The sequence below is a fragment of the Vibrio sp. Isolate24 genome (genome assembly GCF_022398215.1).
GTDB classification, from domain to species: domain Bacteria; phylum Pseudomonadota; class Gammaproteobacteria; order Enterobacterales; family Vibrionaceae; genus Vibrio; species Vibrio coralliilyticus_A.
The window spans coordinates 908,073-931,402 of record NZ_JAKEUU010000002.1; the positions used below are offsets into that span (position 1 = coordinate 908,073).

Annotated in this window: 21 protein-coding genes and 1 pseudogene; 14 read left to right on the forward strand and 8 right to left on the reverse strand. The window is 43.7% G+C overall.

From position 1 onward, the window contains the following. Nucleotides 1-26 precede the first annotated feature (26 nt). Nucleotides 27-1,400: an L-cystine transporter gene (locus L1D23_RS12355; RefSeq protein ID WP_239866656.1), complete on the forward strand. Its 1,374-nt coding sequence runs from the start codon at nucleotides 27-29 to the stop codon at nucleotides 1,398-1,400. Between the two features lie 1,537 nt (nucleotides 1,401-2,937). Further along, the gene (locus tag L1D23_RS12360; protein ID WP_239866657.1) at nucleotides 2,938-4,728 is read left to right on the forward strand and encodes a hypothetical protein; all 1,791 of its coding nucleotides are present in this window, start codon (nucleotides 2,938-2,940) and stop codon (nucleotides 4,726-4,728) included. 493 nt (nucleotides 4,729-5,221) lie between these two features. Here the strand turns inward: L1D23_RS12360 and L1D23_RS12365 are convergent. From L1D23_RS12365 to L1D23_RS12385, 5 genes and pseudogenes are all read right to left on the reverse strand, one after another. Beyond that, nucleotides 5,222-6,248 (reverse strand): annotated as a pseudogene (locus L1D23_RS12365) (IS481 family transposase). Nucleotides 6,249-6,628: 380 nt separating this feature from the next. Then, complete coding sequence (locus L1D23_RS12370; protein WP_239866659.1) at nucleotides 6,629-7,828, reverse strand: hypothetical protein; 1,200 nt, start codon at nucleotides 7,826-7,828, stop codon at nucleotides 6,629-6,631. 38 nt (nucleotides 7,829-7,866) lie between these two features. Further along, the gene (locus tag L1D23_RS12375) at nucleotides 7,867-8,148 is read right to left on the reverse strand and encodes a hypothetical protein (protein ID WP_239866661.1); all 282 of its coding nucleotides are present in this window, start codon (nucleotides 8,146-8,148) and stop codon (nucleotides 7,867-7,869) included. A 2-nt stretch (nucleotides 8,149-8,150) separates the two neighbouring features. Next, complete coding sequence (locus L1D23_RS12380) at nucleotides 8,151-8,444, reverse strand: MarR family transcriptional regulator (protein ID WP_239866663.1); 294 nt, start codon at nucleotides 8,442-8,444, stop codon at nucleotides 8,151-8,153. A 78-nt stretch (nucleotides 8,445-8,522) separates the two neighbouring features. Continuing rightward, on the reverse strand, nucleotides 8,523-8,858 hold the full coding sequence (locus tag L1D23_RS12385; RefSeq protein ID WP_239866665.1) for a hypothetical protein: 336 nt from the start codon (nucleotides 8,856-8,858) through the stop codon (nucleotides 8,523-8,525). 290 nt (nucleotides 8,859-9,148) lie between these two features. Between L1D23_RS12385 and L1D23_RS22240 the strand changes: the two genes are divergently transcribed. The 5 genes from L1D23_RS22240 to cdd all read left to right on the forward strand — a co-directional run bounded on the left by L1D23_RS22240 (nucleotide 9,149) and on the right by cdd (nucleotide 13,158). Further along, a complete protein-coding gene (locus L1D23_RS22240) occupies nucleotides 9,149-9,271 on the forward strand; it encodes a hypothetical protein (RefSeq protein ID WP_275667304.1) in 123 nt (40 codons plus the stop codon). A gap of 139 nt (nucleotides 9,272-9,410) precedes the next feature. Then, on the forward strand, nucleotides 9,411-10,835 hold the full coding sequence (sbcB, locus tag L1D23_RS12390; RefSeq protein WP_239866667.1) for an exodeoxyribonuclease I: 1,425 nt from the start codon (nucleotides 9,411-9,413) through the stop codon (nucleotides 10,833-10,835). 143 nt (nucleotides 10,836-10,978) lie between these two features. Continuing rightward, entirely contained in the window at nucleotides 10,979-11,344 is a 366-nt protein-coding gene (locus L1D23_RS12395) for a CidA/LrgA family protein (RefSeq protein WP_239836522.1), read from the forward strand. After that, nucleotides 11,344-12,021 carry a CidB/LrgB family autolysis modulator gene (locus L1D23_RS12400; RefSeq protein ID WP_239836523.1) on the forward strand — a complete coding sequence of 226 codons (678 nt, stop codon included), beginning with the start codon at nucleotides 11,344-11,346 and terminating at the stop codon, nucleotides 12,019-12,021. Before L1D23_RS12395 ends, L1D23_RS12400 begins: the two co-directional genes overlap by 1 nt. A 249-nt stretch (nucleotides 12,022-12,270) precedes the next feature. After that, nucleotides 12,271-13,158 (forward strand): cytidine deaminase, encoded by an 888-nt coding sequence (gene cdd, locus L1D23_RS12405; RefSeq protein ID WP_239866668.1) that lies wholly within the window; start codon nucleotides 12,271-12,273, stop codon nucleotides 13,156-13,158. A gap of 48 nt (nucleotides 13,159-13,206) precedes the next feature. Here cdd and L1D23_RS12410 read toward each other — a convergent pair whose 3' ends face one another. Next, nucleotides 13,207-14,412: an HD-GYP domain-containing protein gene (locus L1D23_RS12410; protein WP_239866670.1), complete on the reverse strand. Its 1,206-nt coding sequence runs from the start codon at nucleotides 14,410-14,412 to the stop codon at nucleotides 13,207-13,209. 333 nt (nucleotides 14,413-14,745) lie between these two features. Here L1D23_RS12410 and purT point away from each other — a divergent pair, with 333 nt between their 5' ends. Then, complete coding sequence (gene purT, locus L1D23_RS12415) at nucleotides 14,746-15,921, forward strand: formate-dependent phosphoribosylglycinamide formyltransferase (protein ID WP_239866672.1); 1,176 nt, start codon at nucleotides 14,746-14,748, stop codon at nucleotides 15,919-15,921. Between the two features lie 37 nt (nucleotides 15,922-15,958). On the opposite strand, the gene L1D23_RS12420 is transcribed toward purT, so the two are convergent. Continuing rightward, complete coding sequence (locus L1D23_RS12420; RefSeq protein WP_239866674.1) at nucleotides 15,959-16,606, reverse strand: thiopurine S-methyltransferase; 648 nt, start codon at nucleotides 16,604-16,606, stop codon at nucleotides 15,959-15,961. Between the two features lie 316 nt (nucleotides 16,607-16,922). On the opposite strand from L1D23_RS12420, the gene L1D23_RS12425 reads away from it, so the two are divergent. From L1D23_RS12425 to L1D23_RS12435, 3 genes are all read left to right on the forward strand, one after another. Further along, nucleotides 16,923-17,696 (forward strand): phosphoribosylglycinamide formyltransferase, encoded by a 774-nt coding sequence (locus L1D23_RS12425; protein ID WP_239866676.1) that lies wholly within the window; start codon nucleotides 16,923-16,925, stop codon nucleotides 17,694-17,696. Between the two features lie 57 nt (nucleotides 17,697-17,753). After that, a complete protein-coding gene (locus L1D23_RS12430; protein WP_239866678.1) occupies nucleotides 17,754-18,221 on the forward strand; it encodes an ASCH domain-containing protein in 468 nt (155 codons plus the stop codon). A 127-nt stretch (nucleotides 18,222-18,348) separates the two neighbouring features. Beyond that, entirely contained in the window at nucleotides 18,349-19,332 is a 984-nt protein-coding gene (locus L1D23_RS12435) for a DUF3187 family protein (protein ID WP_239866680.1), read from the forward strand. On the opposite strand, the gene L1D23_RS12440 is transcribed toward L1D23_RS12435, so the two are convergent. After that, complete coding sequence (locus L1D23_RS12440; RefSeq protein ID WP_239866682.1) at nucleotides 19,329-20,072, reverse strand: sporulation protein; 744 nt, start codon at nucleotides 20,070-20,072, stop codon at nucleotides 19,329-19,331. The genes L1D23_RS12435 and L1D23_RS12440 overlap by 4 nt on opposite strands. A 185-nt stretch (nucleotides 20,073-20,257) precedes the next feature. On the opposite strand from L1D23_RS12440, the gene hutC reads away from it, so the two are divergent. From hutC to hutG, 3 genes are all read left to right on the forward strand, one after another. Continuing rightward, a complete protein-coding gene (gene hutC / locus L1D23_RS12445; RefSeq protein WP_239866684.1) occupies nucleotides 20,258-20,971 on the forward strand; it encodes a histidine utilization repressor in 714 nt (237 codons plus the stop codon). A 107-nt stretch (nucleotides 20,972-21,078) separates the two neighbouring features. Next, on the forward strand, nucleotides 21,079-22,317 hold the full coding sequence (gene hutI / locus L1D23_RS12450; protein WP_239866686.1) for an imidazolonepropionase: 1,239 nt from the start codon (nucleotides 21,079-21,081) through the stop codon (nucleotides 22,315-22,317). Next, nucleotides 22,310-23,308 carry a formimidoylglutamase gene (gene hutG, locus L1D23_RS12455; RefSeq protein ID WP_171353390.1) on the forward strand — a complete coding sequence of 333 codons (999 nt, stop codon included), beginning with the start codon at nucleotides 22,310-22,312 and terminating at the stop codon, nucleotides 23,306-23,308. The genes hutI and hutG overlap by 8 nt, the downstream gene beginning before the upstream one ends. The last annotated feature ends 22 nt before the right edge of the window (nucleotides 23,309-23,330 follow it).

Here is a 23,330-nt window from a genome sequence, read left to right on the forward strand (position 1 = left end):
CAAACTCTCAATAAGGACAACCTATTATGTCAGTAGCGGCTATCGCTTCTTTAGCGGTATTTGTCGGTATCCTCTTTTTCCTTTTTGGACAACAGAGGAAGGAAAACACATTATCCCGACTCGTTCTCTTCGGTTTAGTGCTCGGCAGTGCATTTGGCTTAGCGCTTCAACTTATATTCAGTGAAGGTAACCCGGTTATCGATCAAACTCTGGAGTGGGTCAATGTCGTTGGCCGTGGTTATGTTGGCCTATTAAAGATGGTCATTATGCCGCTGGTACTGGTCTCTATGATTGCCGCCGTTGTCAAGCTAGAAAAAGGCGGTTCATTGGGCAAGATCTCTGGGCTGACAATTTCAGTACTACTAGCCACCACGGCAATCTCTGCCATCATCGGTATCTTTGTGACCCAGGCGTTTGGCCTTAGTGCAGAAGGTTTAACTGAAGGTGCCCGAGAAACAGCTCGTATTGCTGTGCTCGAAGATCGCGTAGGTGTTGTCAGCGATCTCACCATTCCTCAAATGCTGGTTAGCTTTATTCCTACTAATCCTTTTGCTGATCTAACTGGTGCGCGCTCGACTTCGATTATCGCTGTTGTGATCTTCGGTGTATTAACTGGTATCGCTGCACGCAAAGTGATGGCAGAAAAGGAAGAGTTGGAAGCACCGATTCGTACGTTTGTAGAAGCCACTCAATCGGTAGTGATGCGTTTGGTAAAAATGATCATGGCTTTGACACCTTACGGTATTGCAGCGCTGATGGCGAAAGTTGTTGCCACATCCAGTGCGAGTGACATTCTCAACCTACTGGGCTTTATCGTTGCGTCATACGTTGCCATCGCATTAATGTTTGTTGTTCACGGAATTCTGGTGTCTTTTGTTGGTGTTAGTCCTAAAGAGTATTTCCAGAAGATTTGGCCGGTGCTGACATTCGCATTTACGTCACGCAGCTCAGCAGCAACGATTCCACTTAACGTAGAAGCACAGATCAACAAGCTGCGCGTGCCACCTGCAATTGCAAACCTTTCAGCATCATTTGGCGCAACCATAGGACAAAATGGCTGTGCGGGAATCTACCCTGCAATGTTGGCCGTGATGGTTGCTCCAACTGTGGGTATCGATCCAACGGATATCAACTTCATCCTATCCCTAGTCGCGATTATCGTGGTGAGCTCATTCGGTATCGCCGGCGTAGGGGGCGGGGCGACCTTCGCTGCTTTGATTGTATTACCTGCAATGGGATTACCAGTAACCATCGCAGCGCTACTTATCTCAATTGAACCTTTGATTGATATGGCACGAACCGCTCTTAACGTCTCAGGTGCCATGACAGCAGGCACCCTCACAAGCCGTATTCTTGGTGATAAACTCACCGACGAAGAGCTTGAAACTCAACAAGCCTAACATAGCAAAGCCCTGAGTTAACCACTCGGGGCTTTTTCTAAGCCAACAAATTTCCTGCAATCAAGCGCTTCCTGTTTGCCTTGTCTCATCCTCAGTGGTCTAATACCTGAGTGAATTTCAAAGACTTGGTAAAGAGATAATGCAACAAGAGCATCAACCTACGTTTTTTTTCTTCGATTATGAAAACATAACTTTAAGAGACTGATATTTATATATTTTATATTATCAGACAAAATTATGAGACGCTAAATAGACGCAAAAAAACCAACTATATTTAGGTATTCAAGGTAACTTCTGGACATAACCTTGTCGGCGACTTTGCTAAATTAACAAATTATGGATAACTACTGGTATAGAAAGTCGTTTAGCTTTGTGCCCAACCTTTATACTGTAGATCAAGTTCGGAGAGGGTCAGGCTTTGATCACAAACACTCATCCTCTATCAGAAGCCCTTCTTCGCTTACACCACTAATCGGAGAAATATCGAAAATATATCCGCCGAACAAGGAATTGGATTCTGCTTTTACATCTTGTAGGAACTGCAAAATAATTTCCAGTAACCCCGAATTGTTGTGCAATGCCATACAATCCTTGGGGGCGATTAAGGATAAAACTTTTTTATTGAATCCTTCCAAATCTGAAGGTAACTTAAGCAACTTTATCTTTGAGCTGTGCATGATGTGAACAATATGTTAAACGCCTAAATTCAGAGTAATTTTTGCTGTCTCCATCCTCTAATTGCTGCAGAATGACAAAAATCACCCGCCTTCCACTTCATACCTTGTATTTTTCACCTGAAAGTTCATTACAGCTTTTATCTAAATGTTAACGGTTTGCTGTTTACTATCATTTCACCCTTTCATTGCCAAAACGAACACTTTTCCAAATGAAACGGTGAATGGAGATAAGGGAATTCTGATAATTGCTTATTGAGTTGCATATAAGGCGCACACACTGGGCTGATACTGGAAGGGCCAGTCTCATTTGAGGTCTGGTATTTACACAACTCTTACTTAACCCTCCTCACTGCCCTTCTTCAGTGAGTTTTTTTTGTATTTGAAAGGTGTGTAACTCATCAAGTAACTCCTCACGCAATAGTGAGCCCTCTTCTCAGTCCTGCGTGCTGGCCACTGCATTTTATCGCTGCCTCTGGAGTGGGTTAAGCATTTGCCTGCCACCTTTAGGAATAGTCTTATAGGAATAGTCCTTACAATCGTTGATACTCATTTCGCTTATTTCATAAGCGAAACGATGAAGTCATTTGAATTGGGCCTAATTACAGATGTATATCTTTTTCGTCAAACTTTGCTTTCGCCAGGCAGTATGAATTATTTGAAGACAAAACGGGTGTAGAAGCAGTGCTCTATGGCGTTATCAAGTACTGATTGGTTTGGTTGTAGAAGGCGGCTATCCGCTATGTAGTAGCTACGAAGTAGAGTTGACTAAAGTATCACAGTGTAAGCGGCTGTTTTTGGTTCATTTCGTTAGGAGTGATTCAACAACCCACAGTCGCTTTCAGTAAAGACTGGTTAATATTATGAACAAACGTATCAATGACATAAACAAACTTTCAGGCAAACTACCAGCAGCTGCACTATTGGCCTTGCTTTTAGCAGGATGTGGCAGTGATAGTGACGGGGATGATATACGTGGCCCTATCGGGTCGTGCCCAGCCCTTCTCTGTGACAGCGATGGTGATGGTATTTCCGATGCGGAAGAGGTGAGCAATGGTACCGATCCGTATGACCCGAACGATCCAATCCCTGGTGGTAATAAAGACACCGATGGCGACGGCATCAAAGATGGTCGTGAAATCGTGGAAGGTTGGGACCCGAATGACCCGAACGATCCTGTTCAAGATGGTGGCCTGGATAGCGATGGTGATGGCATCAAAGATGGTCAGGAACACGCGGAAGGCTGGGATAAAAATGACGCCAATAACCCTGTGAAAGATGGCCATAAAGACAGCGACGGCGATGGCATCAAAGATGGCCGAGAAGAGATAGAAGGCTGGGATCCGAATGACCCGAATGTCCCCGTTATTGACGGCGATCAAGACAGCGACGGCGATGGCATTAAAGATGGCCAGGAAGAGATAGAAGGCTGGGACAAGAATGACCCAAATAGTCCCGTACTTGGTGGTGCGGATGACAATGACAGCGATGGCTTCCCTAAAGGCCAAGAAGTGATTGAAGGGTGGGATGATAATGATCCCAATAATCCAGTCTCTGCTGCCGATGTGATCAACCCTGAGTTGGTGCTGGCGGATAGCACCGTATTACCAGAGATGTCTTTACAAGCGAGTATCAGCTTTGAAGTAAGTACTCAACCGGGTAAAACCTTTAGCACCTTGCAATCCCCGGATGCCAATCACGTAACATGGTCAGTGGTGGATGCAGACGGGAGCAGTTTAGAAAGCGAAGGGTTTGTTGTCAATACAGAAGGACAAGTGTCGATTCCGGCACAAGAACAAGCCCTGCCTTATGTAGATGAACCGCTTGCTGTCCGTGCTTCATATGTGCCTGACGGTTGGTTTAGTTATCTAACGGGGCCGTTAGAAAAGATATTCAAAGTGACATTGGCTAAACCATCGGATACAAAAATTACTTTCATTAAAGATGACGTAGTATCCGATCCAACAATCTATCTATTACAGAAGGTGAAAGCACAAGCTACGGTTATGTTAGTGGATGGTGGCTCTGTGACGGTACCGGATGATACCAAATTTGGGTCATGGAGTCTGGATAAGGACGGAACAGATGCTGGTCTTATCATTGATCCTGCAACAGGATTAATTGATAGCACTGGTGTGGTCTTAAACGATAGCCTAGCAAGTGATATATCTTTCATGGTTGAGTGGACTGGTGCGGGGAGTTTAGAAGGAGCAAGTCAAAAGGAAGAAATGAATCTGAAATTAGCTTTGGCCCAAACATCCACTGACGTAGCAGAAAATAATACCACTTATTTGGCTCCATTAACCGTGTATCAAGCGAATGATTTAGGAATTACATATAGTAATTCTATAACAGAAAATGGCATTGAATTTCCTTTGTATACCTTTGATGAAACAGAGCAAGTATGTAGTATGCAGGGTGCTGCTATAGCTGGGCCAAGATCTGAATTAGGTAGTACTTTGACCGATTTATGGAATGATAAAGGGAATATAAGTAAGTCTTTGGGTTGGCCTGTCGATAGTCCATATTGGAGTCATTATAATGATATGGGTAGTGCTGAACAAAGAGACTATAGTTACGTTAATGGTATAGGAAACGATTCTCCAATAGATTCATATAATTTACCGATGTGCATTACTGCAACTTCCGAATAGTTTTTTGAAAAAAGTAAAGTCAGTAGTTGCGGCTACTGACTTTTAATCAATTCTTATACTAGTAAATATTGATTTTTGTATTTTAAATACAAGTTGGATGTCGAAATAGGCACCGAATAGAAGCTTTTATCGTTAGCATCAAACCTATCAGGATAGTGTAGGAAAGAAAAGTATCCAAGTGGGTTTACACTAAGCACCCAAATTGATGGTAGTACATGGCCGAGTAGCTCAAAGGAAGAAAGTGTCCTGAACTCTGTGTAACTACCTAAGCTTGCCTGAAAAAAGGCTAAGGATAGGCGATATGAATAAGGAAGCACTTGGAGCGTCTTCTCGTGAAGCTGCCAAACCAATCAAGACAGAAAACGATCTTGATGACTTCCAAAAAATGTTATGAATAAAAAATCTAAACAGAAAAGGGGCAAAGATGAGTTAAGTTGTACTAATTCAGACCTGATCTGACAGTTACCCACTTTTTGACTCGGTGCCTGTCAGATTATATCTGGACTAGATTCTTTTCAGCCCAGGTTGATTTCCCATCCTCTAATGTTTCTATCGGCGTTCTGCCGCAGCACATTTTTCCTTGATGAGTACGATGATTGTTGTAGTAGTCCATCCATTCGTCCAGATCTTTCTGTAACTCTTCCATCGACCCATACAGTTTCTTTCTGAATGTTACTTGGTAGAACTCATTTAATATGGTCTTGTGGAAGCGCTCGCAGATGCCATTTGTCTGTGGCGACATGGCTTTAGTTTTGGTGTGGTCGATATCATTGATGGCTAAATAGAGTTGATAGTCGTGCTGTTCAACGCGACCACAGTATTCAGTGCCTCGGTCGGTTAAGATTCTGAGCATTGGTAGCGCGTGAGTCTCGAAGAACGGTAGGACTTTGTCATTGAGCATATCTGCTGCTGTGATTGGTGTTTTGGTTGTGTAGAGCTTTGCTATAGGTATCAACGAACGTCTGCTGATAGATGCGTCCAACCCCCTTAAGGTTGCCGACATAAAACGTGTCCTGAGAGCCTAGATAACCTGGATGTGCTGTTTCTATCTCACCACAAGCTTCTTCATCGTGCTTCTTACGCTCAAGAGCAGCAACTTGTTCGTCCGTTAGAATGATACCGTTTTCAGCTACCTGTTTTTCTAAGGCGATAAGGCGCTTTTTGAAGTTTTCTAGGCCATGACGAAGCCAGATTGAACGCACGCCACTTGGCGAAATAAACACACCTAGCTTACGCAGCTCGTTACTTGTTCGAACTTGCCCATGAGCAGGAAAATCAATGGCGTACTTGAGAACGGCTTGTTCTGTTTCACCATCAACTCGGTTCTTCAAGTTTGGTGTTCTTCTGCTTTGATTAATCAGAGCATCAATGCCACCAGTTTCAACCAGTTCTTGATAGCGATAGAACGTGTCTCGTGAGACACCCATAACCTTGCAGGATCTAGATACATTGCCAAGCTCTTCTGCAAGATTGAGAAGACCAGCTTTGTGTTTGATGATTGGATTGCTAGTATGAAGCATGAGAGTTACCTCTTATTGTCTTTGATTACGGATTCAGCACCTTTAATCAAAGTGGGTAACTCTCTTCTTTTCAAATTGAAGTGTCAGATCTAGTCGGAACTAATACAGTTAAGCAACCTGTTGGTATAGTCACGTCGTATTTGAGTCATTGAAAGTTTTAGTCCAGCCTAATCCAAATAAATCCAGCGTTACGCATCACACATGCAACACTTGCCAGCACACTACTTACTTCAAACCATCTTGGTGGTGGTGACTTAGGCGACCAAAAAATTTTTATTTCACGCGAGTGAGCCTCGTTTGCTTTGCAGATAGTCCAGAAAGAACCTATTTACCTAGTAACAACCGTGTAGTCACGAATCGAGAGACTAGAACTGAGTGTTTCACACCTTAATGTACGAACCATACTTACGCTTTACTTCAGCAAATCGCTTTTCTGCATCACTAATCCGAGCATCATAATCATCAATCTGCGATTGTTTGCTTTTCAACAATGCGTCTAACCTTGCTTCCGCCAGCTCCATAGCCCGAGACTCTATAGAAAGATCCAACTTAACTTCCTTAGACTTCAGCAAAGCGGCCTGTCTATCATTGGCTAGCTGCTGCCGCTCTAATTCTCTCGTCGTATCTTCAAGCGTGCTTTGCCAAGATGATAGCTTAAAGTTAATTTCATCAAGTTCATTCTCTCGCTTTTTGTTGGAAGCCACAGCAGCAACATGCCAACTAGCATGTTGCCTTTGATTCTCCTCAAACATATATACTTTTTGCAACATCGAATCATAGTGCTCTATGTTACTCTCGCAGTCTCGGAGTGTAGCTCTAGCTTGCTTGATCTTATGATTGACCTGTTGTAACTGCTTCGCTGCAGAACCACTTTGATTTTCAACCCTTCGCTCTTTTTCCTGAAGAAACTGAATGTTACTTTTTAACTTGGTGAGTTCACTTTGTAACTTTTGCTTGTCACGGCGATGTCGTTTGTGAAGTTCAGAGATTTTACGTCTGTTATGGGTGTTTATTTTTTCAGCATAATTGCCAGTTGGAGCCACCGAAAGCCAATTAGCTTCTGCACTATGGATAATCTCTCTTAATTCACTCTTGGAAACTAGCTCCCCAGTAATTCGGTATCCTGACAAATCGATCTCAAGACAATTCTGGTTGTTCTGCTTGTAATCTTGAACCTTTTGTCCATCACATGAATGAGTTACAGCAACTTCTATGAAAAAAGTTTCTCCCCCAACCTCTGCAACAACATCAGGGATTCGGTTTCCTCTTTTCACTTCTAGTTGAACATTCGAAAACTCTACGATTTCAGTCTTAGGCTCGATAGTTCCAATAGGAAGAAGCAGAGATTTGTCTTCAGCAATGATTTCTTTTACTATCAAGTGAATGTCAGTTTCAGGAGCCCACGAGCAATCCGTTTTAACTTTGGAGTTTGGATCGTGAGCGAAGTGATCTGCACGTTCCTCTCCTTTCCTAGCAACGAGAGAAGAGTTGCAGCCTATACAAGTACAATTACAACTGCTTCCTCTGGGGACATCTGAAATACTTACAATATTCCCAAAGGCATCAAATGCCCTAGACATCTTTACTCTTCTCACTGCTTGTCCCTCAATTCACCTATCTATAAAGCCAACCTAACGCACGTATCATGATTTACATTAATGACATCTCCGTGCTCACCCTCTTCCAAGAGCTTGACAGAAAGAGCTAATAACCTATCTTGGTTGCCTTCAAATAACTCTATAGCTTTCTGTTTAGTATCTTCTGTTTGGAAATAGTCCACCAAAGCCATACGAGATACCCTGAAAATGTGCCGAGACTCGTCACTCGAAACGTAATAGCGGATACTCTCACTCTTCATCTCCCAGTCCCACTCGCCTTCAATTCGCCATTCATTTTCCATTATTATTCCCTTGGTTTTATATAAACAAACTGCACACCTCCACTTTGCCTAGTAGTAGGTTTACGGTCAAGGTAACGCCTCGCAAATAACTGCTTTAGTAAAGTACTAGCCCAACTTTCTGATAAATCGCACCTATTAGAGATCAGTTGTGCAGTTACTTCTTCACCAGGTTTAATCGAATTCAGCACTCTCAGTTGGGTTTTGCTCGGCTTTACGTACACCACTTGGTGAGGACAATTTCGCGCAGCAGTTATAAGAGCCTCGTTTATTGGTGTGTTTGGGTATAAAAATGACATGACAGGATTACCCCCTGTAATTAAGAATTGAAATTGAGTTTAATCGTTGATCTGAATGATCAATTTGATATGAAATGTTTATTGAAAATCAGCACTAAAACAGCTTCGCCAGCAATTTTTTAGCCATGAATGGTAGGCTTTAAGCGCCGATAGCTTTTGCAGTTCCGTATGTGTATGAATATAGGCTTGATCCAACTTGCCTTTTGCGTCATTGAGTAAAGTTTCAGCGACTAGGTAATCAACCCCAAGGTCTGCCCAAACGGTACGTGCAAGTTTCTTCAGATCATGAGCGCTCCATTGCCCTTGACTGATTTCACGAACCATTTCACTTGCCTTGGTCGCATGAATAGCCTGTTTATCTTTTTTTGTTAGAGGAAAACGTTGTTGCTCTTGTAGCAATTCGCTAACTGCCACTTTTTAAACGCTTTTAGCAAAACTACCATTTCATCCGTAAGCGGGTAGACGGTTTCTTTCTTCGTTTTGGTGTATTGCTTTGGGATAGTCCAACGCTTTATCACAAAGCAATCGTGCTTCCACTTTGCCTGCTGAATATCATCAATCCAAGTACCCTGATGAGCCACCATAATTAAACATAGCATTCGACCATACGGATCGAATGATGAAAAGACTCAACCACGTAAGTTGTGTTACCTGATCAAAACTTGCGCCCTTTAACGCCATCTTTACTGTTTGGAATTCGTCTTATGCCCGATTGCTATTATCGTAGTGAGTTCAACGTGTCCTGCGCCATGACAGCAGGCACCCTCACAAGTCGTATTCTTGGTGATAAACTCACCGACGAAGAGCTTGAAGCTCAACAAGCCTAACATAGCAAAGCCCTGAGTTAACCATTCGGGGCTTTTTCTAAGCCAACAAATTTCCTGCAATCAAGCGCTTCCTGTTTGCCTTGTCTCATTCTCAGTGGTCTAATACCTGAGTGAATTTCAAAGACTTGGTAAAGAGATAATGCAACGAGAGCATCAACCTACGTTTTTTTTCTTCGATTATGAGACGTGGGGAACCAGCCCAGCAAAAGACAGACCGTCTCAGTTTGCGGGAGTACGTACCGATATGGACTTCAATATCATAGGTGAACCTCTTGTTATCTACTGCCAACCACCCTCAGATTATCTTCCTTCACCAGAAGCTGCGCTGATCACAGGTATTACACCTCAAGTTGCGGAATCGAAAGGCCTGCCAGAGCCTGAGTTTATCGCCAAAATTCATGAGCAATTATCCACCCCCAACACCATTAACTTAGGTTACAACAGCATTCGATTTGATGACGAAGTAACGCGATACACCTGTTACCGGAATTTCATCGATCCATATGCGTGGAGCTGGCAAAACGGCAACTCTCGCTGGGACTTACTTGATGTGATGAGAGCTTGTTATGCTCTTCGCCCAGAAGGCATCAATTGGCCAGAAAATGAAGAAGGCTTCATCAGTTTTAAGCTGGAACACTTATCCGTTGCAAATGGCATTGAACACGCGAATGCACACGATGCGATGGCCGATGTTATCGCCACCATTGAGATGGCGAAAAAGGTCAAAGCTGCGCAACCAAAGCTTTTCGATTACTTCCTGAGTATGCGCCACAAGCGTAAACTCAATGATCTTGTCGATATCGTAAAGATGACACCGCTTATGCACGTATCGGGTATGTTGGGGCGTGAATGCAATTATACTAGCTGGGTAGTTCCGGTCGCTTGGCACCCAACCAATCAAAACGCAGTCATCGTGGTTGATTTGGCGAAAGATCCTCAGCCGTTGTTGGATTTAGATGTAGAACAGCTTAATGAGCGTCTCTACACCAAACATTCTGAACTTGGCCCAGACGAACTGCCCGTACCAATCAAACTTGTCCACCTCAACAAGTGCCCTATTTTGGCCCCAGCCAAAACATTAACTGCTGAGAATGCAGCTAACATAGGCATTGACAGAGAGAAGTGCTTACAAAACCTTGAGCGACTTAGACAACACCCAGAAATAAGAGAAAAACTCAATTCGCTATACAGTATCGAACGAGAATACGAAAAGAACGATGATGTCGATACCATGCTTTACGATGGTTTTTTCTCTCCAGCTGATAAAACATCAATGGCAATAATCCGCGAAACGGATCCGGAGAATCTATCCGCTCTAGATATCTCATTCAATGATGAGCGAATAGCCCTACTTTTATTTCGCTATCGCGCCAGACATTTTCCGTGGACATTGGACGAGAGTGAGCAACAAAAATGGGCGGCACATTGCCGTGAGTACTTTGAAAGCCGAATTGAAGATTACATGTTGAATTTGGAAAACTTAGTTCACGAGTATGAAAGTGACGAAAAAAAGATAGCTATCTTAAAATCTGTTTACCAATACGTCCAAAAGCGAGTATCTTAAACAACTTATTGCCTGCACCCTATAACAGTTAGGCCTCATCACACTATAAAAATACCACCTTGCTGAGGCCTGTGAATACACTGAACCTACGTTTCAGTGTATTCACATATGCAAAAGTTGATTAAATTTGGACGACACCACCTATGGCGAAAACCTTGCTTAAATACGTCGTATCTATGGGGCTGATTTTTCTTTGCCTCATGGCAGGCATTAATATTCAAAACCTTCTAGATATCTCAATTCCAGGCAGCATCATTGGCATGTTAATCTTGTTTTCACTTCTTGCCAGCGGCCTAGTACCAGTGGAATGGGTACGCCCTAGCGCCACTCTGTTTATTCGATACATGGTACTGCTCTTTGTTCCAATCAGTGTTGGATTAATGGAACACTTTGATCTACTCCTCAACAACGCGCTTCCGATTCTTGCTAGTGCAGTAGGTGGCACATTCATCGTACTGGTTTTATTAGGACTCATGTTGGATAGAATGCTCAAGCGAGGTGACCAATAATGTGGCTACTCGTAACAATTGTCGTTTTCCTGTCTGCACGTTGGCTCTGCCAAAAGATCACTAGTCCGTTTATGAATCCTCTACTGATCAGTCTGGCAGTGATGATCCCTTTACTCACCCAGCTCAAAGTACCGTTCGAAACTTATTACCAGGATAATGAGTGGATTAATTTTCTGCTACAGCCTGCCGTTGTTGCCCTCGCTTATCCCCTATACGAGCAGCTTCCTCAAATACGAGCTAACTGGCGAATCATCATTCTGGCCTGTGGTGTCGGTAGTGTCATGTCGATGCTGACCGCCACGGTTATCGCATCCTACATGCAGACAGACCTCTCATTGATCGCCAGCTTATTAGGTAAATCTGTAACAACGCCAATCGCAATGGAAGTATCAAGCCATTTAGGTGGCGAACCTGCTATTGCCGCTATTTTGGTGCTATTGGTTGGGTTGTTTGGTGCGATTCTGGCCTACCCTATTTATAATGTATTGAACATTACTCATCCCATTGCCAAAGGCCTCACCATGGGCACCGTTTCTCATGCATTGGGGACCGCAACCTGTGCAGAAAAGGACGCACAAGATGCAGCCTTCAGCTCATTGGCACTCGTGGTCTGTGGCGTAATTACCTCAATTCTGGCCCCATCATTCTTCGCTCTCGCGATCTGGCTCGCTGCATAAACCTCCGCGTCGGATAGCGTATCTACGCATTCCGACGTACATCACCTAAACCCTCACCGCAATCGTTATCATGTGTGACATCACTCTAATTGTGTAACAATAAAATCCATTGCAATTTTTATTGTGACAATGATCTCAGTAAAGTTTTCTGCGTTACATAAAATGAAATACCAGTATCAGGGTAAGCCACTGTAAAAGTAACTCAGGCAGACCCAAAGATATTCATTATTGCTTAAACAAGGATTCAATATGAGAAGCCGCATAGAACAAGCGCTGTCTGAAGCGCCAGCTAAAGTCGCAAAGTTCCTTTCTCCTATTTTGTTAGCGGATGATTTTGATGCAACCCTCTCTTCTGAACAGTTTGCAGAGCTACTCGCTATTTCTGATCTACAAGATGATGAGCTGAGAGTGGCACTGCTTCCCTTCGCCGCGGCTTATTCTTATGCTCCGATTTCAAATTTTTATGTAGGTGCAATTGTTCGTGGCCTGTCAGGAAGACTTTACTTCGGTGCAAACGTTGAAATTTTAGGCGCGCAACTTGGTCAGACCGTACACGCAGAGCAATCAGCGATTAGTCATGCGTGGATGAAAGGCGAACAAGGTATCTCGGACATTACAATCAACTTCAGTCCTTGTGGTCATTGTCGACAATTTATGAATGAATTGACGACAGCTGGTGAATTGGCGATCCAACTTCCTCAACGTGATGAGAAAACCCTTGAAGAGTATTTGCCTGAATCATTTGGGCCTAGTGATCTCGGTATCGAATCAGGTTTAATGGCAGCCGTTGACCATGGAAAGCAATGTGACGAGTCTGATGAAGTCGTCCTCAAAGCATTAAGTGCGTTGAATAGAAGTTATGCGCCTTACACTCACAATTTAAGTGGTGTTAGCATCAAGCTAAAAAGTGGAAAAGTGTATCAAGGTGCCTATGCAGAAAATGCAGCCTTCAACCCAAGCCTACCTCCACTACAAGTAGCATTGATCCAATTACTTCTTGATGGTGAGTCATTCGATAATATTGCCACAGCAGCACTTGTTGAGATGTCTGAAGGCACAATCAGCCACCTTGCCGATACTCAGTCAACGCTGGAAGCAATTAACCCCGATATCCCTGTATCTTATTTGGCTATCTAATAAGGTGATATTCGCAAAAGGCGCTGAGTTAGCGCCTTTATTATTTTCTCACACATCAAAAAATGGGGCGGGATCTACTTCAAGATTACTTGGCGCAATCGCCTTCGCAATTTTATATTGACTGTTCTTGATATCGACGAAACTGACATCAATAAAACGCTTATATTTTCTTGAGTAAAAGCATTTCACTTCTGGCTTTAGAGGCTCATCCGCATTCGATGTCCAAACAATGCCAACCCTACCGTCATTCAGTTCGACTAACGCCCCGACTGGATAGACGCCGATACAGTTAATAAACTTATAGACCAAGTCACGATCAAGATGAAATGGCGTTAAACTCAATATGATCTTAAACGCTTCGGCCGAGCTCATTCCTTTCTTGTAACAGCGATCTGCGGTCAATGCATCATAGATATCCACAATGCAGCTCATTCTCCCATGTAATGGTATTTCATCGCCCTTGAGCCCCTTCGGGTAACCATTGCCGTCTAATTTCTCATGATGCATCAGACAAACATCACGACTGATGCTACCTAACCCCTCGACAGTAAAAATAATCTCTTCAGCATAGACTTGATGCAATTTCATATGCTCAAACTCTTCAGGGGTGAGCTTACCAGGCTTGTGCAGAACTTTATCGTCCACCTTAATTTTGCCAACATCATGAATAATACCGCCGATAGCCAGTTGCTTTAGTGTCTCTTTCGGCAAGTCAAGGTGTTTGCCAAAAGTCACCAATAAAGTAGCGACATTGACTGAATGCTCAAGCAAATACTCGTCTTTACTTCTTAGTGCAGAGACGCAGTGCAAAGCATCGGAATCAATCAATACCGCTTCTATAAGATCATTGGCCCAACCATCTAACTCATCAACATGAATCGACTTATCATCAAACGTCTGATTAAGAATTTTTTGCGCAAGACCTTTGGCTTCACGAATGATTTTTGACGCTTTCTTCTGCTTAGAAAAACGGCTCATGGGCTTGCGTTTAATCGGTGTTGGTGACGACTCTTCGTTCACCTTGGGCTTGTCTTCAACCACAGGTTTAAACACACTCCCTTTAGCAGACAGACTTTTATCTACCCACGCGAATTTGATCCCATTCTGAACGAGTTGCTGGATGGCTTTCTTAGAAGAAACTCTACCCGCATTTGCCAAATTAACACGCTTGTTATCTTCGATTGCCGTAACAAACATCCCAACCATTAACGTATCAATCGGAACCTTTATGGAGTTGTTTGGATCGTACTTCATCTATTGACTATGACAACTATTGTGATTTCTGTAGTTTTATAAATTATAATCACAAACTTATCACTTTACTTAAGCATTCACTCTACTGATATGTCACATAATTAAGATTTTTAACGATGCACACTCAATTCACTCTCTTCCGTTCAATACACAAGTCATAACAACCTCATTCGGCAGCATAGAGCAAGTAAAATCATCCACTGAACGTATATAATACATGGCTCTACAGTATCCAGATGTAATTCTCACAGAAAAGGCAAACGTTTGCCTTTTCTGTTTATATCAGTATGATTCGTATCAATTTCAATCTCCATTAATTGTGAAAGGTTATTTATGTTTGGTACTGCTACCCGCAATAACGCGACACGTGTGTTGCTGCTAGGTTCCGGGGAACTTGGAAAAGAAGTTGCGATTGAATGTCAACGTTTAGGCTTAGAAGTCATTGCATGTGACCGATATGAAAATGCTCCTGCCATGCAGGTGGCGCACCGAAGCTACACATTAGATATGCTTGATGGCGAAGCGTTAGAAAAAATTATCACCAAAGAACAACCGGATTACGTTGTACCTGAAATTGAAGCCATAGCCACAGAGAAACTCGTTGAGCTTGAAGCCAACGGATTAAATGTTGTGCCAACAGCAAATGCAACTCGCCTAACAATGAACCGAGAAGGAATACGCCGGCTGGCAGCAGAAGAGCTCAACCTCACCACTTCACCTTACCATTTTGCTAGTACCTATGAAGAATTCACCCAAGCCGTTGAGTCTGTTGGCATCCCATGCGTATGCAAACCAATTATGAGCTCTTCAGGCAAGGGTCAAAGTGTTATTAAATCAGCAGCGGATGTAGAGGCCGCTTGGCAATATGCACAAGAAGGTGGCCGCACAGGTGCAGGACGCGTTATTGTCGAAGGCTTTATTGATTTTGATTATGAGATCACTCTATTAACGGTTAAAGCTATTGATGGTATCCACTTCTGCGCTCCGATTGGACACCGCCAAGAAGACGGTGACTATCGTGAGTCATGGCAACCTCAAGCGATGTCTGATGCTGCGCTATCTGCCGCTCAAGACGCCGCTAGCAAAGTTGTAAATGCGTTAGGAGGCCGAGGTATCTTCGGCGTAGAACTGTTCGTTAAAGGTGACACCGTCATTTTCAATGAGGTCTCCCCTCGCCCGCACGATACTGGCCTAGTCACTCTTATGTCTCAAGACAGTTCTGAATTCGCACTTCATGTCCGCGCATTCACTGGCCTACCTATTTCAGGTATCACCCAGTACGGGCCTACTGCATCAGCGGTAATTTTGGGACAAGGCCAATCCGATAACCTTCAGTTTAAAGGAATGGTAGACGCTCTAGCTGCCCCACAAACTCAACTTCGTTTATTTGGAAAACCTGATATCAATGGACGCAGACGCTTAGGAGTGAGCATCGCTCGTAGAGAGACCATTGAGCAAGCGATTGAAGGCGCTGTTGCCAGCGCAGATAAGGTAAAAATCGTTTATTAAAACAAAAGCCCCTGAGATTATTCAGGGGCTTTCATCATTAACTTTCAATCAAATACACTTCTTCTGCGAAGCTGGATAAACCTTTCTTCGCTATCTTAGGATGGTTTTCATCTGCGTCATCACGATACAGTTTAGTGATGCGGTATTCTGAGAATAAAGAGCGTACTTCTGTTTCGGTCACAGAGAATGGAGGACCCACCATTTCAGCTTGCGGATAATCCAACGTAACTAACAGAATTCTTCCGCCCGGTTTCAGCAGAGATTTAATACGCTGGACGTAATCTGCACGCATTTCTTCTGGCAAAGCGACCAGAGCAGCTCGGTCATACACAATCTCAACTGGCTGAACGGGCGCGGTAAAGATGTCGCCAGTGTAAACAGACAGCTCATCAAACTGATACAATTCGTGCTGACCATTTACAGGGATCACCGTAGGCGTATAAAAATGTTCAGCAAAAAATGAACGTACTGCAATTTTGCTTAGTTCCACTCCCTGAACATCATCATGCTTGGTCGCTAACCAGACTAGATCTTCCGTTTTACCACACAGAGGGACAAACACTTTATCTTCTCTGCTCGGTTTGGTTTCGGACCAATACTGAACCAGCAGCGGGTTTACATCTTCTAAGTGAAAACCGATTTGGTTTGATGCCCATTTACTGTGCCAAAATTCTGGATCTTTCATTTTTATTCCCTACCTGACGTGACTGCCTCATAGCCTATACGAAAGCGTTTCTCAGTGGTATCCCTCAAGCTTTATAAACCGTTCAGATTGGGTTCAGATAAAGCGTTTATACTGATTTACAAATTGAGAATGAACCATAAGGAAATCGGGCACTCAAACAAATTGGGAGTTAGCTCATACAATTACATCACAAGGATATTCCTACATTGTAATTATCGGACTAGCCCTCATATATAAATTAGAGATTGGTATGCCTTGGTTGTTGAATCTTTTCTTACACCATTTACCCAAGACGCTACGAATCTAAGGAGAGTGAATGAGCCTATTTTTGCGAACTACGGCCCTGATGCTTTTAATGCTCAGCCGCGCGCCAGCTTTCGCCGCTATTCCAACAGCACCCGGTAGTGAGGAAAATCGTTCGACTAACCAGAACGAAGTTTGTTCCAAAGCATTCAAACACAACCTGAGTGGCCTGTATGGCATCCAATCCACACCAACAACTCCACTTCAACCCTACTCTGACTTCGACATTCTATACAGCAAAGCACACCAAGCTCAGGCTGAGTTAGAAATGATCTGTAAGAGCACTGCAATGCTAACTTCAACAAACGCCCACTTTGCAGGTGTGAAATCTGCAGAGCGAGCAAAGCAAAAGATCGCCTATGAACTTGATGGTGATGCTGAGCGTATTACTGACCTTGCCCGTGCGACGATTGTTGCCGATGACATCGAAGGCTTGATGTCAGCTTACGAAGTGTTGAATCGTGAAACCACTGTGGTAAAAGTAAAAAACCGCTTTAAGAAACCTGGTGCATCAGGCTATCGTGACCTAAATCTATTGGTCCAGCTTCCAAAGACCAACTTGATTGCTGAAGTCCAGCTACACCTTAAAGCCATTGCCGATGTAAAAAGTGGTCCAGAGCATGACTTGTACGAACGTATTCAGAAAATTGAACGTCAAGCGGCTTCAGAAGGCCGCCACATCAGTGAGTTTGAATTCGCTCAGATTAAGTCAATGCGAGCTCAGTCGAAAGCGCTTTACCAAGAAGCATGGCAACCTTATATTACCACCCATCTAAGTGCTGCCTAGGCCTAACTAAATGCGACAGCCCCTTATTATTGAAGGGGCTTCTTTTCAAGGACGATGATGACCCCACAGCAACAAGCGTATCTAAACGAATACCTCACCACCCTCGCACCTCAACAGCGAGAAGCGATACCAGACACCATCGCTGAATATTTTTGCGCTGACGAGTTTAATGCCAACCAATGCGCCAAATTGATTAACGAAGGTACAAAGCGAGCGTCCTGTAGCTTGAAACAAGGCTACGATATTGAACAAGAACCTCTTCCTCAGGTAGGTCGCATTACAGTGGTGCTTAACTGGCAGCAAGAGCCGGTTTGTATCATTCGCCTAACAGAAGTTTCTATCTGCCCTTTCGATCAAGTAACTGAAGAGTTTGCCCGCTCAGAAGGAGAAGGTGACCTGAGCTATGAATGGTGGCGTGACGCGCACATTAGATTCTTTACTCAGTACGCTGGTGAGATTGGTGCCAAATTCGATTTACAGTCCGAATTGGTACTAGAACGATTCGAAAAAGTGTATCCACTGTAAAGCTCCCCCAGACCGACTGCTGAGGGTTAGCCAGACGTCCCTCAGCACATATCCGATCATAAATTCGGCACATGATAAAATCATAAACTATCCTTTTATCAGTGACATAAGAATAAGAAATGAATCTATGATCCTTTGCAGGCAGTTTTTCCTCTCTCTCATTCCTCTGGTAATAGTTAACGCTGCGTGGGCACAAATCGACTACGGACCGGTGCAAAGCTATACGCAGTCCCCTTTCCATACCAATAGTTTGTCACCTCAGCTTCGTTCTGGGTTTTCGATGGATAGAAATGAAGTGGAAGTTTATGGTACCGGCACTATTTCAAGTATCTGGGCCGTCACGTCAGATTACGAATTAGACTACTATCAGAATCAAATTGCCGTAGGTGGGAAATGGCAGTTCACTGCCGATTGGCAATGGGAATTGAGCTATCGCTGGAATTACGCTGGTAACAATCACCTTGATCGATTAACCATCGCTTTTCACGACTGGTTTGGTATTGACCAAAATGGCCGTGAGAATGTGGAGAACGATCGCTTTGTAATTAATATGCCTGACTATGGCATAGAATTGGAAGACTTCCGTGGAGAAAGCCTAAGTCACGCAATCACCAGTTATATGCAATATCAATTTATCAATAAAGAACATTACGGGCTTTCAGTCGGTGCATCTCTTTACTATAACGACACTAAGCATGGCATTTTCAGTTCTTCAGAGTTCGAGCAAGGTATTCAACTAAACTACGGCTACCGCCGCGACAAACACTCCCTAGACACCCTACTTGCTATCACTTTTCGCAATACACCAACAGTATTCAAAGATATGCCCTATCGCTCTAGCACCTGGACAGTGGGAGCTAGTTATCGCTACCAGCTATTGGCAAGACACCACCTTATTGGTCAGATTGCTTTTCATGAGGGGGTTTCTGATGGGGAAGATGAGTTTTCCAAGCCATCGACCGAGTTCACCTTTGGCTATCGTTACCAGATGGAAAACTCAGCCATTGAATTGACTGCAGTGGAAAACATGTTTAACGCAGATAACAGCACCGATATCGCCTTTGGAATAGGATATCGGTACCGCTTTGGAGGTTCAGATAACCAAGCTTAAACTGAAAGCACTCGGCTAACCGCAGAGCTGATTTCAGCATCGCTGGCGTTAAGACTCAGAGAGAAAGAGACGTACTGGTCACCACGCATGCTAAGCGAACGGTCAACTTCAGCTAAACAATGCATAACACTGCCATCAAGGATGAATGACAATTCTATTTCTTTCTTGTTGATGAAGCCATTGTTGCGGAATTCTATCTCCTGATAGCAACCAGATTTAGATGAGAAGTTGCTGCCTCGCAAATGCCCTTTTTCCACATCGGCCTTGACCATTGCAAAGCCAGCCTGCTCTATCGCCGAAATTACTTTAGAAGCCACCGGTAATGCTTTCACTTCAACAAAGTCACGATCTTTAGGATCGATCGCGAAATCAATATCTAATGTTGTTTCTACCCAAACATGACACTGATTCTTCATTGCATTCAGCGCCGTAATCGGTGTTTCATCATCTAACTTAAATTCGAAAGGAACCTGTTTATTTTCCTGCGGCTGAATAGTGAAAGGTTGTACGGCCTGAAGGCTACCAATGGTGAAACTCTGATAGCTAGCACCGTTATCACTCTCAACTTTGACCTCAGTACAAAGTTTAAGATTAATAGCGTCAATTTGCTGCTCAACATCGCCCCCTTGAATATGGACAACACCTTTCAGAGTTTCTCCCTGAAAAACAGACATACTCTCAAGAATCGTATCTACTTTCGCAGCTCCAATACCCAGTGACGCTTTTAACTTACCAAACATAAGGTTTCCTTTTACTTTCTATGTCGTTATTGTGTTTGATTAACATGTCGTGTTAATCAGCTGCAAGTCCTTTCTCTGAATAATGCGTCAACCATCATTTGAACGATTAATCCGTAACCAGAGTTGCAATTTAATGGCAAATGAATCACCATTTGTATAGTCAATTAAATAATTATTAAGTAATTATGAGCCAATCGCCATTATATCTTCAAATAAAACAATATATTACTGACAAAATCGATTCCGGATATTGGCCTGTGGGTCATCGTATATCGACTGAACTGGAGCTAACAGAACAGTTCGAAGTTAGCCGGATGACAGTCAATAAAGCAATTCGTGATCTAGTCGCTGAAGGTAAGCTTCAAAGGCGGCCTAGGCTCGGCACATTTGTTTGTGCACCAGATGATAAAGCAGAGTCTCCATTACTGGATATTCAAAATATTGCCGAAGAAGTGAAGCTACGTGGTAAAACCTACTCTAGTAAGGTAATCAAACAAGCCTCGATGCTCGCCGACGAAACTGTTGCAATAAAGTTAGGAGTGATGTTGAACAGCCCGATTTTCTATAGTGAAATCATTCACTTTGAAGATAATTCTCCTATTCAATATGAACTTCGCTGGGTTAATAGCACTTATGCGCCTGATTATCTTGAACAAGACTTTACCCAAATCACCCCAAACCAGTACCTATCCGAAAATTGCCCACTAAGTGCTATCGAACATACCGTTGAAGCCATCGTTGCAGATGATGAGGTGCGTAATGCCTTGAGACTCGGGGCTAACGAACCTTGCCTGCTACTGAACAGAAGGACATGGAGCCAAGATAAGCTCGTGAGTTCTGCATTGCTTTACCACCCGGGCACTCGCTACAAATTAAGCTCCAAAATATTACTCAGTTAAAGCATTTCATATTTTTTACTGATCACATTTTTGCAACAAGCCACTTGATCAATTGTTATACCTGAATAATTATTTGTATATACATTTAAACTTGTGGACTCAATTACATGCTTGGAAGCGCTTCTTCATCCTTAAAAACCGACAGCCAAGAGTTGCTGCTAACTAATGCACGACTGGTCTCTATGGTCGCTGGATCGCAAGGGTATTCCGTTTCAGAACCAAGTAGCCTTCTTATTAAGGGTGGAAAGATCGCGCAAATCGGTGGCTCCGAGCTTTCTTGCACCAACTCTTATGATTGTAACCACCAGTTGGTCACACCTGGGTTTGTTGATTGCCACACTCACCTAGTATATGCAGGCAATCGCGCCAATGAGTTTGAAATGCGTCTTAATGGTGTCCCATACCCGGAGATTGCCAAGCAAGGTGGCGGTATTCTATCAACCGTTCGTGCAACGCGAGAAGCAAGTGAAGAAGCTTTAATTAACCTTGCCCTGCCACGATTGGACGGTTTAATTCGAACTGGTGTTACATCAGTAGAAGTAAAGTCGGGTTACGGTCTGACTGTAAAAGATGAGATCAAAATGCTACGTGCAGCAAAAGCACTAGAAGAGCACCGTAAGATTCGAATCACCACAACATTACTCGCAGCACATGCCCTTCCTCCAGAATATGCCGGTAAAGCGGATGACTACATTAAATTGGTGTGCGACGAAATTATTCCTCTTGTCGCAGAAGAGAAACTAGCCACCAGCGTCGATGTATTCTGTGAATCGATTGGCTTCAACTTGGAACAAACCGAAAAAGTATTCGCTGCTGCCAAACAATATGGTCTGCATGTAAAAGGTCATACTGAGCAACTGTCTAACTTAGGTGGCACAGCCCTAACCGCTCGCTATCAAGGACTGTCAGCAGATCATATTGAATATCTCGATGAAGAAGGCGTAAAAGCACTCGCCCAATCTAGAACGGTTGCCACGCTGCTACCTGGGGCGTTTTACTTCTTACGAGAAACCCAGCTACCACCCATTGAGCTGCTTCGTCAACACAATATTCCAATGGCAATAGCAACGGATCTTAACCCGGGCACCTCGCCTTTCTCAGATTTGACTATGATGATGAATATGGGCTGTACACTTTTTGGCCTAACACCTGAGGAAACATTGCGTGGCGTGACTTGCAATGCTGCTCACGCGCTAGGCTTCGGTGACAGCCGAGGGCAAATTCAGCCGGGCTATGATGCTGATCTTGCTATTTGGGATGTGAGCCACCCTGCCGATTTCAGTTATCAGCAGGGTTTGTCACGCTTGTCTGCTCGTGCGGTAAACGGAGAACTGGAATATGTCTAATCTACCAACGACTAACCAGGATTTTCACTGGCAAGGACGCCATGACGCTGAAGATGGTGCGATGGGAAAACGCGTCCATCACGTTATCAAACAGCTGCAAGTACAGGATCTTGAACCTTATCGAAACGCTGTGAGCGTCTTGGGCTTCGCCTGCGATGCAGGTGTTGCGCGAAACAAAGGTCGCGTTGGCGCTAAAAAAGCACCTGATTTGATTAGACGTGCACTTGCCAATATGGCTTGGCACAAAGAAAGCGCGCTTATCGATTTAGGTAATGTCGTCTGTGAGGATGACTTGCTGGAACAATACCAATCAGAATGTGCCGATGTCATCGCCGCAGCGCTTCGTTCTACTCCGGTTATCACACTAGGCGGCGGACATGAGGTGGCTTGGGCTTCCTTTCAAGGACTTGCTCGCTACTTTGAGTACTTAAACCCAGTAACGCCGCCTAAGATTGGTATCATCAACTTTGATGCTCACTTTGATTTACGTGCGTTTGAAAGCAATAACGCCGACGTAAAGCCCAGCTCTGGCACACCATTTAATCAAATTTATGATTACTGCCAAAAGCATGACTGGCCGTTCCATTACGCCTGCCTAGGTGTCAGCAGAGCCAGTAACACGCAAGCCTTGTTTGAGCGAGCCAAAGAGCTCAACGTGTGGTTCGTCGAGGACAAAGATCTCGCGCATTTAAACCACATCTATCATCTGACCCAGTTGCAGCATTTCATCGATAATTGCGATTACATCTATCTCACCATCGATCTTGATGTCTTCCCTGCTGCGACAGCTCCGGGCGTCAGTGCCCCTGCCGCCAGAGGCGTTAGTATGGATACGTTGGCACTCTTTTTAGATCGAATTTTACACTACAAACAGAAGTTGGTTATTGCCGACATCGCTGAGTACAACCCTACTTATGACGTTGACAGTCAGACGGCGCGGTTAGCTGCAAGGCTTTGTTGGGATATCGCTAACGCCTTTTCCGAAAAATAGAAAAACCAGAAAGGAAAGCGAT

Coding starts and splice junctions, on each gene's coding strand:
- L1D23_RS12380 (WP_239866663.1), bottom strand. CDS start 8,444: ATGTCATTTTTATACCCAAACACACCAATAAACGAGGCTCTTATAACT.
- hutI (WP_239866686.1), top strand. CDS start 21,079: ATGCTTGGAAGCGCTTCTTCATCCTTAAAAACCGACAGCCAAGAGTTG.
- L1D23_RS12435 (WP_239866680.1), top strand. CDS start 18,349: ATGATCCTTTGCAGGCAGTTTTTCCTCTCTCTCATTCCTCTGGTAATA.
- cdd (WP_239866668.1), top strand. CDS start 12,271: ATGAGAAGCCGCATAGAACAAGCGCTGTCTGAAGCGCCAGCTAAAGTC.
- L1D23_RS12420 (WP_239866674.1), bottom strand. CDS start 16,606: ATGAAAGATCCAGAATTTTGGCACAGTAAATGGGCATCAAACCAAATC.
- L1D23_RS12375 (WP_239866661.1), bottom strand. CDS start 8,148: ATGGAAAATGAATGGCGAATTGAAGGCGAGTGGGACTGGGAGATGAAG.
- L1D23_RS12370 (WP_239866659.1), bottom strand. CDS start 7,828: ATGTCTAGGGCATTTGATGCCTTTGGGAATATTGTAAGTATTTCAGAT.
- L1D23_RS12440 (WP_239866682.1), bottom strand. CDS start 20,072: ATGTTTGGTAAGTTAAAAGCGTCACTGGGTATTGGAGCTGCGAAAGTA.
- L1D23_RS12425 (WP_239866676.1), top strand. CDS start 16,923: ATGAGCCTATTTTTGCGAACTACGGCCCTGATGCTTTTAATGCTCAGC.
- L1D23_RS12355 (WP_239866656.1), top strand. CDS start 27: ATGTCAGTAGCGGCTATCGCTTCTTTAGCGGTATTTGTCGGTATCCTC.
- L1D23_RS22240 (WP_275667304.1), top strand. CDS start 9,149: ATGCCCGATTGCTATTATCGTAGTGAGTTCAACGTGTCCTGCGCCATG.
- L1D23_RS12410 (WP_239866670.1), bottom strand. CDS start 14,412: ATGAAGTACGATCCAAACAACTCCATAAAGGTTCCGATTGATACGTTA.
- sbcB (WP_239866667.1), top strand. CDS start 9,411: ATGCAACGAGAGCATCAACCTACGTTTTTTTTCTTCGATTATGAGACG.
- L1D23_RS12395 (WP_239836522.1), top strand. CDS start 10,979: ATGGCGAAAACCTTGCTTAAATACGTCGTATCTATGGGGCTGATTTTT.
- L1D23_RS12430 (WP_239866678.1), top strand. CDS start 17,754: ATGACCCCACAGCAACAAGCGTATCTAAACGAATACCTCACCACCCTC.
- L1D23_RS12400 (WP_239836523.1), top strand. CDS start 11,344: ATGTGGCTACTCGTAACAATTGTCGTTTTCCTGTCTGCACGTTGGCTC.
- purT (WP_239866672.1), top strand. CDS start 14,746: ATGTTTGGTACTGCTACCCGCAATAACGCGACACGTGTGTTGCTGCTA.
- L1D23_RS12360 (WP_239866657.1), top strand. CDS start 2,938: ATGAACAAACGTATCAATGACATAAACAAACTTTCAGGCAAACTACCA.
- hutC (WP_239866684.1), top strand. CDS start 20,258: ATGAGCCAATCGCCATTATATCTTCAAATAAAACAATATATTACTGAC.
- hutG (WP_171353390.1), top strand. CDS start 22,310: ATGTCTAATCTACCAACGACTAACCAGGATTTTCACTGGCAAGGACGC.